Here is a 14,843-nt window from a genome sequence, read left to right as displayed (position 1 = left end):
AGATAAAGGAAAGCCCGGCAGTACCGGGCTTTGTAGAAGATATTGGTTTTATCAGCTTCTCGCTAACGTTTGAATTTTGTCAGCCGCTCCACCACACACGATGAAGAACGGATTCAGAATATTCTCTTTTGCATTGTAAAGAACGGGCTCAAATTCAGGTGTAACTACCTTACCGCCTGCCATTTCAACCACACACTGTGCGGCAGCGGTGTCCCATTCACTCGTCAGAGCAAACCGAGGGTAAACATGGGCCTTACCTTCAGCGACCAGACAAAGCTTCAGAGAGCTTCCCATAGAAACCAGTTCCGCTTTACCCAGCTTTTCAACGAATGCTTTAGTTTCATCACTCATATGTGAGCGACTTGCTACAACATTCCAGATTTCACCTTCCTGATGGTCAGCGACTTTCAGCTCTACAGCAGCTTCACCCTCTGTCATTTTGAAAGCGCCGTTCTCGTCAGCGTAATAAAACTGCTTAAGAACCGGTGTATATACAACACCCAGTACCGCTTTATGATTCTTAATTAAAGCAATGTTTACGGTAAATTCGCCATTACGCTTGATGAACTCTTTAGTACCATCCAGAGGATCAACCAGCCAATAAGTATCCCACTTCTGACGCTCTTCCCAGGAAATATCAGCAGACTCTTCAGATAACACAGGAACGTCAGGAGTCAACGTCTGCAAACCAGCCATAATCACTTCATGAGCAGCCAGGTCAGCTTCAGTCAGAGGACTCTCATCTTTCTTCTCATAGGTCGCAAAATCACGCTGGTAAACAGACATGATGGCATCGCCAGCTTTATGGGCGATTTCGATAACATTATTCAGCATTCGGGTTTTCCTTCAGGGAAAAGGCAAAAGCTGGAAGCTGGAGGCTGGAGGCTGGAAGCAAAACGAGCGATATGCACGAACAGCTTCCAGCTTCCAGCTTCCAGCTTCCAGCTTCCAGCTAAAAAGTCAGGCGGTCTTGGCGTTCATTTCGGCGTTTTGAAGTAACCCCCGGTTTGCCAGATAGTCAATCACCTTCTGAGCACACTCTCGCAGAGTCAGCTCAGCAGTATTGATAACAACCTCCGGGTTTTCAGGTACTTCGTAGGCAGAATCAATACCAGTGAAATTTTTGATCTGCCCAGCCCTTGCCTTCTGATACAACCCCTTGGGGTCGCGCTGCTCACATACTTCGATAGGTGTGTTGACAAACACTTCAATAAACTCACCTTCTGGCAACATGTCTCGCACCATACGGCGCTCTGCTGCAAAAGGAGAGATGAAAGCGCTCAACACAATCAGACCAGAGTCAACAAACAGGTTAGACACTTCACCAATACGACGAATGTTTTCTACCCGGTCTTCATCAGAAAAACTCAGATCTTTATTCAAACGATGACGAACATTGTCACCGTCCAGAACATAAGTGTGGTAACCCTGCTCATGCAACATTTCATCAACAGCATTGGCCACCGTAGACTTGCCAGAACCACTCAGTCCGGTAAACCACAGCAGGCAGGGCTTTTGGGATTTCTGCTCTGAACGAGCCTCTTTAGACACCTTGTGGGGGTGCCAGACAATATTTTCCATGAGGGAACAAAGCTCCGCTTTGTTAGCTGGAAGCTGGAAGCTGGAAGCTGAATACTGCGAACTGCACTGTCGGCTTCCAGCTTCAAGCTTCAAGCTTCAAGCTTCTAAAAAGGAAAAAACAAAGGAATCAGCGTCAACACCACAACACTGTAAATAATCGACATCGGCAACCCCATCCGGACATAGTCCTGAACTTTGTAGTTACCGGCACTGAATACCATCAGGTTAGTGGCGTAGCCAAAGGGCGAAACGAAGCTGGCACTGGCACCAAAAATAATGGCGATAATAAACGGCAGAGGTTGCGCCTCCCAGCGGGCAGCTATTTCCATAGCGATTGGAAAAACCAGGGCAGCAGCGGCATTATTATTGATGATTTCAGTGAATAACAGTGTCATCAGATAAACACCTGCCAAACCACCAACAATGCCCCAATGCCCCATAATGGACACGACTGCGTCAGCGATCAGGGCAGCTGCACCTGTACTGACAATAACCTGAGCAATGCCCAACGTTGCCGTTACAATGGCAAGCAACTCGAAGGGAAAGCGGCGGCGAATTTCTTCCAGTGTTAAAACACCAGTAAACAGAAAAGCTCCCAGTAGAAACACAAGCCCTTCCGTCAAAGGAACCAAGCCAGCCAGGGAACTGGCCAGAGTTCCCAAAAAGCCTGTGATGACCAGCATACTACTCTTTCTGGAAAGATAACGTTTCGCCTTTAAGCCATTAACCAGATAGAAGTTGCGCTCAAGGTTATTACGCTGATGAAAATCTTCACCAGTCGCCAGGATCAGGCTATCCCCCGCCATCAGGCGAATATTACCCAGGCACCCCCCCAGACGCTCACTTCCCCGTCGTACCGCAACAACGGCAGCATCAAACTGGGTACGGAAATTTACTTCACGAATAGTATTTCCAAGCAGAATGGATTGATGACTGATAAACACTTCTGTCAGATTTTCAGTCAGCTTCTCCCCGGGCTCATCAAACAAGACCAGACCTTTAAACTGACTCAGCATATGCACTGACCGGATATCACCGGAAAACACAAGCACGTCATCCGACCGAAGCTTTTCACCGGGGCTGACCGGGCTGATCAGCTCGTCACCTCTGACAATTTCTGCCAGAAAAAGGCTGCCCAAATGTCGTAAGCCATTATTAGCAATGCTTTGACCAACCAATGGTGAACTTTTGCTAACTCTGGCTTCAATAAAATACTGCTTACTTTCAACCTTGCCTGTGGCACGATCAGGCAAAACCTTTTTACCCAAAAAAGCAACCAGGCCACAGCCAAGTGCCGCCATCACTAAACCAAGTCTGGTAAAAGTGAAAAAGCCCAGGGGTTCAACCCCTTCCTGAATCGCCAGCGAATTCACTATCATATTGGTACTGGAGCCGATCAGAGTCAGCCCACCACCAAAAATGGAAGCATAAGACAGCGGCAGTAAAACCCGGGAAGCCGGGAAGTGATTATTTTTACGAATAGTACTTAACAGTGAAGCGACAACCGCCGTATTGTTAACCAGCGCAGAGGCACTACTCACAACCACAAACAGTTTTGCCAAAGAACGACGATACCCACTATTAAGTAATGAATCGCCCAGGCCATTAACAAAAGGAGTTTTCTCCAGCGCCAATGAAATCAACATGAGTAACACAAGTGTTACCAAGGCCGGATTCACCACATTATCAAGCGCATCACCAAGGCTGATATACCCAAGGGCAACAAATAAACCAATGGTAGAAACAAATGCCACAGCCGGTCGAACCCGGTTACTCACCAAGGTTCCAACCAGAAGGGTCAGGGTTGTTATAACTATGAATGGCATGTCCAAAGCGAAGCTTTGGGCTGGAAGCTGGAGGCTGGAGGCTGGAAGCTTTGGGCCAGAAGCTGGAAGCTGGAAGCTGGAAGCTAGAAGCTGGAAGCAAAAGATGAAAACAAAGATCAGAAATAACTAAACTCCAATCTCTGCCACAGAACTTCAGGCTTCCAGCTTCAGGCTTCAGGCTTCCAGCTTCAGGCTTCCAGCTTCAGACTTCCAGCTTCCAGCTTCCAGCTTCAGGCTTCCAGCTTCAGACCTCCAGCTTAAAGTTCAATTTTAACCGCTTCCCAATGCGGGAAGTACTCGCGAACCAGAGCATTCATTTTCACTTCGAACTCTTTCATGCGTTCCGGAGTGATTTCACGGTTCTCAACTTTAGCTTCACCTGCTTTGCCGGTAATCATGCCTGCGCCAACGGTTACATTGGTCATACGGTCGATCACGATGAAATTGCCTGAACCACGAACATCATCATATTTGTCGAATACTATCGGGGCGTTCGCTACTACACGACACAAGCCGATTTCATTCAGTGCCAGCTGATGAGCTTCCTGCTGCTCAAGGGTATTTACATCGACACGATGTTCGATGCTTTCAATACGACCAAAGGTACTCTTTGTGGCAAATTTCAGAGCGTATTCACGACCCGGAACCATAGCCTGCTCGCTCATCCATACGATATGGGCTTCAACTGCCTCACTCACTTCTGGCAGATGATCACTGTTAACCAGCATATCACCACGGGATACGTCAATTTCATCATCCAGAGTCAGAGTAATAGCCTGACCTACAAACGCTTCTTCGACCTCACCATTGGGAGAGTGAATCGTTTTCACAGTACTCTGCTTGCCAGACGGCAGTGCAGTCACTGCGTCACCTTTGTGGATTTTGCCCGCAGCCACTGTACCGCAGAAACCACGGAAGTCCAGATTAGGGCGGTTAACATACTGAACTGGCAGACGGAAATCGGTGGTATTCAGATCATCAGTAATGGTAACCGTTTCCAGCAGCTTCATCAGAGTTGCACCCGGATACCAGGGCATATTCTCGCCAGACTCCACCACGTTGTCACCGCACAGTGCAGAAATAGGCACAAAGCGAATATCAGACAGGTTCAGCTGATCAGCAAACTCTTTATATTCCGCTTTAATCTCACGGAATCGATCCTGAGAGTAATCCACCAGGTCCATTTTGTTTACTGCAACGACAATGTGCTTGATACCCAGCAGGCTGGCAATAAAGCTGTGACGTTTGGTCTGGGTTTGCACACCATAGCGAGCGTCAATCAGGATAATGGCCAGATCGCAATTAGATGCACCGGTCGCCATATTGCGGGTGTACTGCTCATGCCCGGGGCAATCCGCAATAATGAACTTACGCTTTTCAGTAGAGAAGTAGCGGTAAGCTACGTCAATGGTAATGCCCTGCTCTCGCTCAGACTGCAAACCATCAACCAGCAGAGCCAGGTCAAACTCCTGATCGGTTGTATTGAACTTCTTGGAGTCGTTTTTAATTGCACCCAGCTGATCTTCAAAGATCATTTTGGAGTCATGCAACAGACGACCAATCAGGGTGGATTTACCGTCGTCTACATTACCGCAGGTCAAAAAACGCAGCATATCTTTGGATTCATGCTGCTTGAGGTAGCCCAGGATGTCTTTTTCGATTAGTTCGGATTGGTTCATTGTTTTAGCTTGAAGCTTGAAGCTTGAAGCTGGAAGCTGTCAGCGAGAATCTGGCCACAGCCGTGCAAAATTGCACGAACTACTTCCAGCTTCCAGCTTCCAGCTTTCAGCTCAACCACCATCAGCTTTTATTCGATTCATTAAGCTGGATAGCATGGCGGCTATTTCACGTGTCTCGATAAGCCAGGCTCTACCTTGTTTCTTATCGATATAGCCAATATCCATGCCAATATAAATTTGAGTACGGAGTTCTGCGCAAGAACCCTTGGCAATAGAGAGAAAGTGCTGTTTTTGCTTATTACTGGACAGTGACATGCCTTCAGCAATATTACTCGGAACTGATAGCCCAGACCGGGTAATCTGATCACGAAACCCAAAGTCCCGCAATTCTTTCAAAGCTTTATACAACTCAGCCGAAAGACGAGCAGATTTTTTCCAAACATCCAATTTCTCAAAATCCATAAACCAGAACCCAAAAACCAAAAATCAAAAAACCGTTCGACAAAAAAGAACCCAACAAGTTCCCGACCCAAACAGCTTCCAGCTTCCAGCTTCCGGCTTCCAGCCCTTCTAAAATTCCTCAGGAATTTTAGAAGTACCCCTCAATCTTTTTCTTTTCCATCGACCCCGCAGAGTCGTGGTCAATCACCCGCCCCTGTCGCTCTGAAGTCTTGGTGAGCAACATTTCCTGAATAATTTCAGGCAGGGTGTTAGCTTTGGACTCGACAGCCCCCGTCAACGGGTAGCAACCCAGTGTGCGGAAACGAACCCATTCCATTTTGGGTTCTTCACCTTCGTTCAATGGCATACGTTCGTCGTCTACCATGATCAGGGTGCCGTCACGTTCAACAACCGGGCGCTGATCTGCAAAATACAGAGGTACGATCTCGATGTTTTCCAGATAGATGTACTGCCAGATATCCAGCTCTGTCCAGTTAGACAGTGGGAATACACGAATGCTCTCGCCTTTCTCTACTTTACCGTTGTAAGTATTCCACAGCTCAGGTCGCTGGTTTTTTGGGTCCCAGCGGTGGTTCTTGTCACGAAAAGAGTAAACACGCTCTTTAGCACGGGATTTCTCTTCGTCACGGCGTGCGCCACCAAAAGCCGCATCGTCAGTGCCTGCTTCAGGGCTTCGGTTTTCATTACGTCGGTGTACTTGGCAGAGCCGTGATCAAACGGGTTGATGTTAGCTGCACGACCTTCTTCGTTAGTGTGAACCAGCAGTTCCATGCCGTATTTTTTAGCGGTACGGTCACGGAAACTGATCATTTCCCTGAACTTCCAGGTAGTGTCCACATGCATCAGCGGGAATGGTGGCACACCCGGAGCAAAGGCTTTGGCCGCCAGATGCAGCATTACAGCAGAGTCTTTGCCAATGGAGTAGAGCATTACAGGGTTATCAAACTCTGCAGCTACTTCACGGATGATGTGGATGGACTCGGCTTCGAGTTGTTTTAGGTGGGTTAATCGTTCTTGGGATAACATTTATCAGCTCTTATAGAGCTGGAAGCTGGAAGCTGGAAGCCGGAAGCGAACGGGCACAGGCACATTCAACTTCCAGCTTCCAGCTTCCAGCCTCCAGCTTTCTTACGCTACCGCCCCTCGATTAAGGCAGTATTCGAAACAGCGGCGCTAGGAATTTTAAGACAACACCACCATACAAAAAAAACGACAGAATAAAGATAAGTATATTCAGAAGGTTATCTTCATTCGTTGCTGTGAAATCATACTCATACGTTATGAGTGATATTACCAATAGTTCAAAAAACAGATGGAGACTTTTTGAGATCCTGTAGCCCTTCTTCAAAGATTACAGACACCTCATCCCCCTTTTTTAAAGTCATGTCGTTTTCAAAATCAAACCTGAAGCCACAAAGCCCGGTAGGATGCAGCCCATGCAGGCGAACATCCTCACGCATATTATTGGCAATGATTTTGCCAACAGTCTTGTTATTCACTTTTATCATCAGGCTAACGGGGTCTTTTACGTCTTTCAGGCAGGCCCAGCCAGAAACAAACTTTTTAGTAACACGATCTAACACCCCCAGGGAATCTCTGATGTGGGTTTCTTTGAGATAATTTTCAGGATTTGGTGTTATAAAGCTACTGGCCTGGGTAAATTTACGCTGGAATTGAGTTTCAGACAGATCACATATAGTTGCCAGTTCTTTCAAAAAAGCACTTTTGTTATTAACAATTTTTTCAGAAGAAACTATCATCCCGCTGGGATCATGCTTTCTAATAAACTCCAACACTTTTTTGTATTCATTCAGTGCCTTTTCCATTCCATCGATAATACCCAGTCCCATAGAAATTGAGTTTCGATTTGCAATAGAAAACACATCACGGAAAACAAATATGAAATATGGATTCCTAAGCTTATCTTTAATGTCATCCAGATGATTTATAACCGATGGTCGCTTCCATGCCCATACCTGATGCATTTCGTCATAAGCTCTGGCTATTTCGCAAAACTTTTCATTATCGCCACTTTCCATTGCCAATGAGAGTGCAACATCCTCATATACCGGCTCTCTGGCTTTGCCCATAAAGACACCTAAGTGCGCCATAGCGCCAGAAACGATGGACGTTCCACCTCTGGCCACTCCCACAACCACTATGGTTCTGGGTTCACCTGCAACTGGCTGGCAACCTGTTGGCTGCATGCCAGTATTCAGTAAATGTTTAAGTTCAGACATAATCTTTTCACACAGTACTAACTTCAGACAGCAATTGAGAAGTGTTCATTACTGCGAGTTAAATTGGGGTTATAGAAAGGGTCGTTTTCCAACAGACTTCCCCATCGCTCGGCAAGCAACCGTTTTTCCTGCTCAAAGCGAGCCTGCTTTTCCGGTGTATCATCGAATCCACGGGTTTTGGATTCATGGTGGTACAGCTCCGCATAGGGCGTATAAACGTTACTGTAGCCAGCCGCCTGAACTTTGAGGCAAAAATCAACATCGTTATAAGCAACGGTAAATGCAGACTCCAGACCACCAACCTCATGAAAAATATCTTTTCTTACCACAAGGCAGGCACCTGTTACGGCAGAAAGGTTTTGCCGGACACTCGCTCTGTTGAAGTATCCGGGATGATCGCCCGGCAAGCCCCGGTGAGCATGGGCAGCGTAGCCACCCAAACCCAGAATGACTCCTGCGTGCTGAATATCACCGTCTGGATAATAAAGCTTCGCACCTACGCAACCAGTTTCATCACGAACTGCCAGTGACACCATTTCATCCAGCCAGTCCGGAGAGATAACCTCTACATCATTATTAACCAGTGCGAGTATTTCCCCATTCGCCTGTGAGGCTGCAAAGTTATTAATCAGTGAATAATTAAAAGGGTGATCGTAGCTCAGTACACGCACATTGCGTTTCTGGCTTACTTCCGAGAACCACTTCAATGTTTCAGGGTCATCACTCTGATTATCAATAATCAGAATTTCATAATTTGAGTACTGTGTTTTATCAAGAATACTATCAACACAAGGCTTTATGATATCCAGGCCATTACGGGTTGGAATCATCAAACTGACTAAAGGGGCTTTTTCAGGTACAGGATAAGTCACCCGATAAAAGTTCTCCAGGGTGCCATGTTTAACAGCAGTATCCCTTTGCCCGGAGTGAACTTCACTCAACGCTTTAAGCCCTGCAATCGTCGCATAATTCTTGGCATCGGCACCGGCAGCGGTTGAGCCTTCAATGGCTCGCCAGTGGTAGAGAACATGGGGGATATGCCCAATCTTGTCGGCTGGTAACTCGTGGGTAATCCGAAGAAACAGATCATAGTCCTGCGCACCTTCAAAGCCAGGTCGAAAATTTCCAATCCGGTTTACAAGGTCAAGCTTTGCAACAGCAAGATGAGTAATGTAGTTGTGCGCATTCAGTAGTTCCGGATTCCACTGACTTTTAAAATGCGGACGAAGCCGGTGACCCTCTTCGTCTGTAAAATCTTCATCACTGTAAATAAATTCCAGTTCAGGCTGCTTGTTCAGGGCATCGACAACGGCGAATAAAGCATGTGGTGCAAGCATGTCATCATGATCCAACAGGGCAATGTATTGCCCTGTTGCCAACTCAAGGGCGCTATTGCTCGCATGAGAGATATGCCCATTTTCCTCACGGAAAACCACTTTTATTCTGCTATCCAGCTCTGCATATTCCCTTAATACAGATTGAATATAAGGTTCGGTAGAGCAGTCATCAGCAATACACAGCTCCCAGTTTGAATAGACTTGTTTCCTGACAGACTCGATAGCCTCTCGTAAAAAACGCTCAGGCACATTGTAAACCGGCATAACGACCGAAATAAGCGGTGAAGACTCAAACTCTTCAGTCAGCTCACTCAAACGGGTCAAATCACCAAACAAAGGTTTCTCAGCCCGCTCAATCCACTGCTGGTAGCTCCCGGCCAATGGCAGATGCTCAAAACACGCCGAGTAAGTTCTCTGCAAGTCTTCCAGCTTCAAGCTTCCAGCTTTCTTCGTCATCAACTGCTTTGCCTTAGACGACGTCAGCTTACACAGCCGTAGGTGTTCTATGGTGAATTCAGCCTGTTCTTCACAAGGGTCAAACCTCAGGGCAGAAGGGATATCTGGGAAAAAAATGACTTTCTTGGTGAGCTTACCAGAGGTCAGTGGTAGCTTATATGTCTGTTCTTCCGAAAAGCCCTTGCCAAAATGGTAATACAACTTTGCTCTTAAAAAGGACAATGTAGAACGTACTTTTACCTCTACCATATACCAGCCACGAGGCATTGGTCCTTTTGCTGGCTTTACATTGAAGCCCGGGTCATCACCGGTCGCCTGCCAACAGAAAGACTCACCTGCTTCCAGCTGTTGGATCGGAGTATACGATAATGGTTGTTTATGATGCTGCCAGCGGTGTATGCCGCCTATGAATTTTTTTAGCATGTAAGGCTGTAAGGCTGTAAGGCTGTAAGGCGACTGTGAGGACTTTACAGCCTTACAGCCCAAAAAAACGCTACCGCCCTTCGGTAAATGGCATATCCGGAACAGCAAGCAGCAAAAAATTTCATGCTACTGTACAAGAACAGAATAAAAACCGTTATAAGAAATAAACGACAATAACTACAGGAAGTTACCTGTAGTCACTGCTTCAATCTATTAGAGGGTTGCACTGTTTCGTGACTGCTCCCCACCCTATCGGGTGAGGCTTCTGATTTCTTAGGCAGCAACCGACAGTATGCCGGATTTACGCAAGCCTCCATCAGCAGAAACGGACAGTCCTTCCGCCTTTAATTTCAATATGCCTTGCTTCTTGATATTGCGAGCTGCATTAATATCCCGGTCATGGATAGCACCACAGCTACACTCCCATGATCGGATTCTCAATGGCATTTTTTCCTGTTTCAAATCGCAGACTGAGCAAGTTTTAGAGGATGCAAACCACTGGTCTATCTTCACCAGATGTTTACCTTCCTGCTTTGCCTTGTATTCGAGTTTGGTTATCAGTGAATGCCAGCCAGCATCAGCAATAGAACGAGCAAGACGCTTGTTCTTGAGCATGTTTTTAACTTTCAGTGTCTCCACAATCACCGCTTGGTTTTCGTCGATGAGTTGTTTTGATAGCTTATGCTGAAAATCATTACGGGCAAAGGCTACACGCTCATGCGCCTTTGCCACCAATAAACGGGCTTTGTGCCTACCTTTTGAGCCTTTCTTGCAGCGAGATAGAGCCTGTTGTTTTCTTTTCAGGTTACGTTGTGCTTTTTTCAGAAAGCGAGGATTGCCAGTCTTATGGCCGGTACTGGTGATAGCCAGATCAGTAATCCCCATATCAACACCGACAACCTGATTAGCTTCAAGATTATCAATCTGTTTTGGTTGTTCCTGGGTATCATCAGCCAATATGGAGGCAAAATACTTGCCGGTTAGCGTTCTGCTCAGGGTGACAGACTTCACCTTACCCACTATTTCACGATGCACTTTAGCCCTTATGGGCTTGCACTTGGGGATTTTTATCCAGTTATCGCCCACAGAGACAGACGTACAATGGTAGCTACTTTGCTTGCCATGCTTTTTCTTGAAGCGAGGAAATCTTGCCTGCAATTTGGGATTGAAAAAGTTTTGAAAGGCCGTATCCAGATTGATAGTGGCCTGTTGCAGTGCAATAGAGTCAGCGTTTTTCAGCCATGAGTACTTTCGGCTTTTCTTGGCTTTTGCCAGCAAGGGCTTCAGGTGTTTTTTGGGAGAAAGGCTCTGCCCACGAGCCTTGTAATAATGAACCTTAATAGCCAGGGCCTTGTTCCATACGAACCGCACAGCATCAAACTGACGGTCGAGAAATTCCGCCTGCTCTGATGTTGGATAGATTCGTACTTTGGTGGCTCTCAGCATGGAACGTTATTTCAGTGCTCATTAATATAAACTTTATATTACAGGTATTTGAAAGAGGTTTTCAAGTGAGCGCACACAATAAGGATTTGCTTAAAGGGTATCTTCGCAAACGACATAGCGTTACCAAGCTGGTTGTTCATTTGGTGTTCACGACAAAGTACAGGCGAAAGCTTTTTGATGGCTATATGATCAAGCAGTTACGGGAGTCGTTCGAGAGTGCATGTGAAAAACTGGAATGCCAGTTACTTGAAATGGATGGCGAAAAAGATCACGTACACCTGTTGGTGGCCTACCCACCAAAACTGGCTATCAGTGTCATGGTAAATAATCTCAAATCAACATCATCAAGACGGTTGCGAATGCTGAATACCCACCTTACTGCTCAGAGCAAAGCAGGCTTAATGTGGTCAAGGTCTTACTTTGCTTGCAGTGCTGGCGGTGCAACTATCGAGACTCTGAAGGACTACGTTAATAGCCAGAGTACACCAGATTGATGGCGGAAGGCTCTGCGCCTTCCCGTCTTATATCCCCGCCCGCATTGGGCGAGGGTTTACGACGATTTTCCTAAAAACACTTCAAGCTTCAAGCTTCAAGCTTCAAGCTTCAAGCCCTCAAGATACCCCCGAAACGCCCCATTCAACTCAGGGTGACGAAGTGCATATTCGACGTTAGCTTTCATATGACCTAGCTTGCTGCCGCAGTCGTAGCGAGTCCCGTCGAATTCATAGGCAAAAACATCCTGCTCACTTAGCAAATCTGCAATCGCATCCGTTAGCTGAATCTCCCCCCCGGCACCTTGACGGGTATTTTCCAGCAGCTCAAATATCCGGGGTTGCAGAACATATCGACCAACAATCGAAAGGTTAGAAGGTGCCTGCTCAATCGGTGGTTTTTCGACAACGCCCTGTAGCTTGTATAAACGATCACTCACTGTAATCGGGTCGATAACGCCATATTTATTCACACGCTCCATGGGCACTTGCTCAACAGCAACAACCGAAGAGCCTGACTCCGCAGCCAGATTAACCATGGAATTAAGGCACGGTACTTCTTCACAATAAATCATGTCATCAGCCAGCATTACTGCGAATGGCTCTTTACCGACAATATCTTTGGCACAAAGAACAGCATGGCCCAGACCTAATGCTTCCGGTTGACGAACATAAAAACAATTTACTCCCTTCGGAAGAATGTTTTTAACTGTTTCCAGCAGCTCGTCTTTTCCGGCCTGCTCAAGCTTGTACTCCAGCTCAAAGTTTTTATCGAAATGGTCTTCAATGGGGCGCTTGGTCCATGAAGTGACAAAAATCAGATCAGTAATACCTGCTGCAACAGCTTCTTCTACGGCGTATTGAATCAGGGGCTTGTCTACGACAGGCAGCATTTCTTTCGGGCAGGCTTTAGTAGCAGGCAGGAAGCGTGTGCCCATTCCGGCAACGGGGAATACGGCTTTTTTGATATTTAATGACATAGGAGAAAGTTGAAAAGTTGAAAAGTTGAAAAGTTGAAAAGTCAACTTTATGTGGGGGCAATGAGAAGGTGGCACTTCTTGCCAACAGCATTCATAGTTGTACTTAATTATGTACAACTAACTGGGAGAAAAATAATGAACGTAGTGTCCTACACAGAAATGAGGAAAAATCTGAAATACATTTTGGACAGCGTCGTTAATGACGCGACCCACACAATAGTTCACAGACGTGATGCAGAAGATGTGATCGTTATGTCTAAAGAAAGTTACGACAGCCTTATGGAAACGCTGTATCTACTCTCTTCACCAGAAAATGCAGGACGCTTAAAATCTGCCGCAGAACAGTTCAGGATAAATAAAGGCATCCGCAAGGATTTGCCTGAATTATGAATATCACAAAAAGTGAAAAGTTTAAAAGTTAAAGGGTCAAAAGGGAGCTCTCCACCTTTCAACTTTTAAACCTGAAACCTTTCAACAACCCAACTCCCAACGCAGAGCACACAGCCAGAAAATTTGACAGGCTGGTGCATCCTGCTACGTCACATGTAACGTAACATGAAACATAGCAGGTCGTTTATGCCAAATGAACATCACTCAGAGAGTGCACGGCAAAGAGTAAAACGTCATCGAGATGCGTTGCGTGAAGCAGGGTTTCGGCCAGTTCAAATCTGGGTGCCAGACACCCGGCAGGAAGGCTTTGCTGAAGAATGCAGGAAACAATCCGCCAGTTTGAAAAATGATCCTGAAGAAATGGATACCCTGGACTGGATTGAGCATCTTTCAGATGATGAGGGTTGGACATGAGGCGTGGAGATATTGTCACTGTTGCCATTAAAGGAGATTATGGAAAACCCCGTCCAGCCTTGATCATACAGTCAGACCTGTTTGAGCAGCACCCATCTGTAACCATCTTAGGGGCGCAGCATTCAATGTCTTACCGGGCTTTTGGCGGTTTGCTATTAGCTGCTCAGACAGCCAACCACCAAAAGCTAATAGCCAACAGCGGTATATTCTAACCTTCCGTTCCCCTTACCCATCACCGGTGAAATCAGGGATACTCCGCTGCTCAGGTACAACGTATATCAGGATAACGATAATGGGTTAACCAAGCCCTCACAAATCATGATTGATAAAATAACCACGATAAAAATAGATAAAGTTGGCAAGACTATTGGGCATATTACTACACGGCAAATATCAGAAGTTATACGGCTATTAGCACTTTGGCTCGGGATCGCCTGAGTCAGATTTATGCACGATGCAAGAACTGCCCCCAGATTCCATAGGGTTTCCCCGGTCACTGAAAGACCGGAATATGCAAGAGTCAGTGGGTCATTGAAAGATGATAAGTTAGCTGCTAGCTTCACTTGCAATGCTTCCAAACTGCCTCAGGAGAAAAACATGAGAAAGGAAGATTATTCTCAGTACATAGAAATCGATCCGGATAAGCGTTTTGGTAAACCCTGCATTAAAGGCACCCGTATAACCGTTACCGATATTCTGGAAATGCTGGCAAGCGGTATGACTCAGATAGAAATACTGGAAGAGCACACTAACCTGCAATCTACTCATGTCAAAGCGGCACTACTCTATGCAGCCAATCAACTTCCCGGGGCCGCCTGATGCTGCTGTTTGATGAAAATCTTTCACCAAAACTTATTGCAAGAGTTAGCAAAACCTTCCCGGCCTGTCTGCACGTCTTGCAATCAAGGCTAGACAACTCGCCAGATATTGAAATCTGGCGTTATGCCCGGGAATACAAACTCACCATTGTTACTAAAGACAAAGACTTCTTGCACTTTGCGAGACAGCACGGTTTTCCGCCAAAGCTGGTACATATTCAAACAGGCAATGTCAGACTGGCAGTAATTGAAGAAATTCTTCTGAATCAGGCAAGTGCCATCAAAACTTTTGTAGCGTAA

At 46.2% G+C, this 14,843-nt stretch carries 16 protein-coding genes and 1 pseudogene; 7 read left to right on the top strand and 10 right to left on the bottom strand.

Annotated features, from left to right (window positions below):
- Positions 1-51: 51 nt before the first annotated feature.
- The 9 genes and pseudogenes from cysQ to NX720_RS11750 all read right to left on the bottom strand — a co-directional run bounded on the left by cysQ (position 52) and on the right by NX720_RS11750 (position 11,450).
- Complete coding sequence (gene cysQ, locus NX720_RS11790) at positions 52-834, bottom strand: 3'(2'),5'-bisphosphate nucleotidase CysQ (RefSeq protein ID WP_262601305.1); 783 nt, start codon at positions 832-834, stop codon at positions 52-54.
- 126 nt (positions 835-960) lie between these two features.
- Entirely contained in the window at positions 961-1,581 is a 621-nt protein-coding gene (gene cysC / locus NX720_RS11785) for an adenylyl-sulfate kinase (protein WP_262601304.1), read from the bottom strand.
- A 104-nt stretch (positions 1,582-1,685) separates the two neighbouring features.
- On the bottom strand, positions 1,686-3,407 hold the full coding sequence (locus tag NX720_RS11780; RefSeq protein WP_262601303.1) for an SLC13 family permease: 1,722 nt from the start codon (positions 3,405-3,407) through the stop codon (positions 1,686-1,688).
- A 257-nt stretch (positions 3,408-3,664) separates the two neighbouring features.
- The gene (cysN, locus tag NX720_RS11775; RefSeq protein ID WP_262601302.1) at positions 3,665-5,086 is read right to left on the bottom strand and encodes a sulfate adenylyltransferase subunit CysN; all 1,422 of its coding nucleotides are present in this window, start codon (positions 5,084-5,086) and stop codon (positions 3,665-3,667) included.
- A 111-nt stretch (positions 5,087-5,197) separates the two neighbouring features.
- On the bottom strand, positions 5,198-5,548 hold the full coding sequence (locus NX720_RS11770) for a four helix bundle protein (protein ID WP_262601301.1): 351 nt from the start codon (positions 5,546-5,548) through the stop codon (positions 5,198-5,200).
- 127 nt (positions 5,549-5,675) lie between these two features.
- Positions 5,676-6,574, bottom strand: a pseudogene (gene cysD, locus NX720_RS11765) (sulfate adenylyltransferase subunit CysD).
- Positions 6,575-6,849: 275 nt separating this feature from the next.
- Positions 6,850-7,788, bottom strand: coding sequence for a sulfotransferase family protein (locus tag NX720_RS11760; protein WP_262601300.1), 939 nt, complete (start codon positions 7,786-7,788; stop codon positions 6,850-6,852).
- Between the two features lie 23 nt (positions 7,789-7,811).
- Positions 7,812-9,848, bottom strand: a complete 2,037-nt coding sequence (locus NX720_RS11755; protein WP_262601299.1) for a glycosyltransferase family 2 protein — start codon at positions 9,846-9,848, stop codon at positions 7,812-7,814.
- A 429-nt stretch (positions 9,849-10,277) separates the two neighbouring features.
- The gene (locus tag NX720_RS11750; protein WP_262601298.1) at positions 10,278-11,450 is read right to left on the bottom strand and encodes an RNA-guided endonuclease InsQ/TnpB family protein; all 1,173 of its coding nucleotides are present in this window, start codon (positions 11,448-11,450) and stop codon (positions 10,278-10,280) included.
- Between the two features lie 65 nt (positions 11,451-11,515).
- On the opposite strand from NX720_RS11750, the gene tnpA reads away from it, so the two are divergent.
- Entirely contained in the window at positions 11,516-11,944 is a 429-nt protein-coding gene (gene tnpA / locus NX720_RS11745; RefSeq protein WP_262595354.1) for an IS200/IS605 family transposase, read from the top strand.
- A 95-nt stretch (positions 11,945-12,039) separates the two neighbouring features.
- Here the strand turns inward: tnpA and galU are convergent, their stop codons facing one another.
- Positions 12,040-12,921 carry a UTP--glucose-1-phosphate uridylyltransferase GalU gene (gene galU, locus NX720_RS11740; RefSeq protein WP_262601297.1) on the bottom strand — a complete coding sequence of 294 codons (882 nt, stop codon included), beginning with the start codon at positions 12,919-12,921 and terminating at the stop codon, positions 12,040-12,042.
- A gap of 135 nt (positions 12,922-13,056) precedes the next feature.
- On the opposite strand from galU, the gene NX720_RS11735 reads away from it, so the two are divergent.
- The 6 genes from NX720_RS11735 (at position 13,057) to NX720_RS11715 (ending at position 14,843) form a co-directional block, all read left to right on the top strand.
- Entirely contained in the window at positions 13,057-13,311 is a 255-nt protein-coding gene (locus NX720_RS11735; RefSeq protein ID WP_262601296.1) for a type II toxin-antitoxin system Phd/YefM family antitoxin, read from the top strand.
- A 186-nt stretch (positions 13,312-13,497) separates the two neighbouring features.
- The gene (locus NX720_RS11730) at positions 13,498-13,725 is read left to right on the top strand and encodes an antitoxin MazE family protein (protein WP_262601295.1); all 228 of its coding nucleotides are present in this window, start codon (positions 13,498-13,500) and stop codon (positions 13,723-13,725) included.
- The gene (locus NX720_RS11725) at positions 13,722-13,937 is read left to right on the top strand and encodes a type II toxin-antitoxin system PemK/MazF family toxin (protein ID WP_262601294.1); all 216 of its coding nucleotides are present in this window, start codon (positions 13,722-13,724) and stop codon (positions 13,935-13,937) included. Before NX720_RS11730 ends, NX720_RS11725 begins: the two co-directional genes overlap by 4 nt.
- Positions 13,938-13,956: 19 nt before the next feature.
- On the top strand, positions 13,957-14,163 hold the full coding sequence (locus NX720_RS27110) for a type II toxin-antitoxin system PemK/MazF family toxin (protein WP_404831088.1): 207 nt from the start codon (positions 13,957-13,959) through the stop codon (positions 14,161-14,163).
- Positions 14,164-14,322: 159 nt separating this feature from the next.
- Positions 14,323-14,544: a DUF433 domain-containing protein gene (locus NX720_RS11720; protein WP_262601293.1), complete on the top strand. Its 222-nt coding sequence runs from the start codon at positions 14,323-14,325 to the stop codon at positions 14,542-14,544.
- Positions 14,544-14,843 carry a DUF5615 family PIN-like protein gene (locus tag NX720_RS11715; protein ID WP_262601292.1) on the top strand — a complete coding sequence of 100 codons (300 nt, stop codon included), beginning with the start codon at positions 14,544-14,546 and terminating at the stop codon, positions 14,841-14,843. The genes NX720_RS11720 and NX720_RS11715 overlap by 1 nt, the downstream gene beginning before the upstream one ends.

Origin of the sequence: Endozoicomonas euniceicola (genome assembly GCF_025562755.1) — a bacterium.
In the GTDB taxonomy this organism is placed as follows: Bacteria; Pseudomonadota; Gammaproteobacteria; order Pseudomonadales; family Endozoicomonadaceae; genus Endozoicomonas_A; species Endozoicomonas_A euniceicola.
This window is presented reverse-complemented; position numbering and strand designations above follow the sequence as displayed.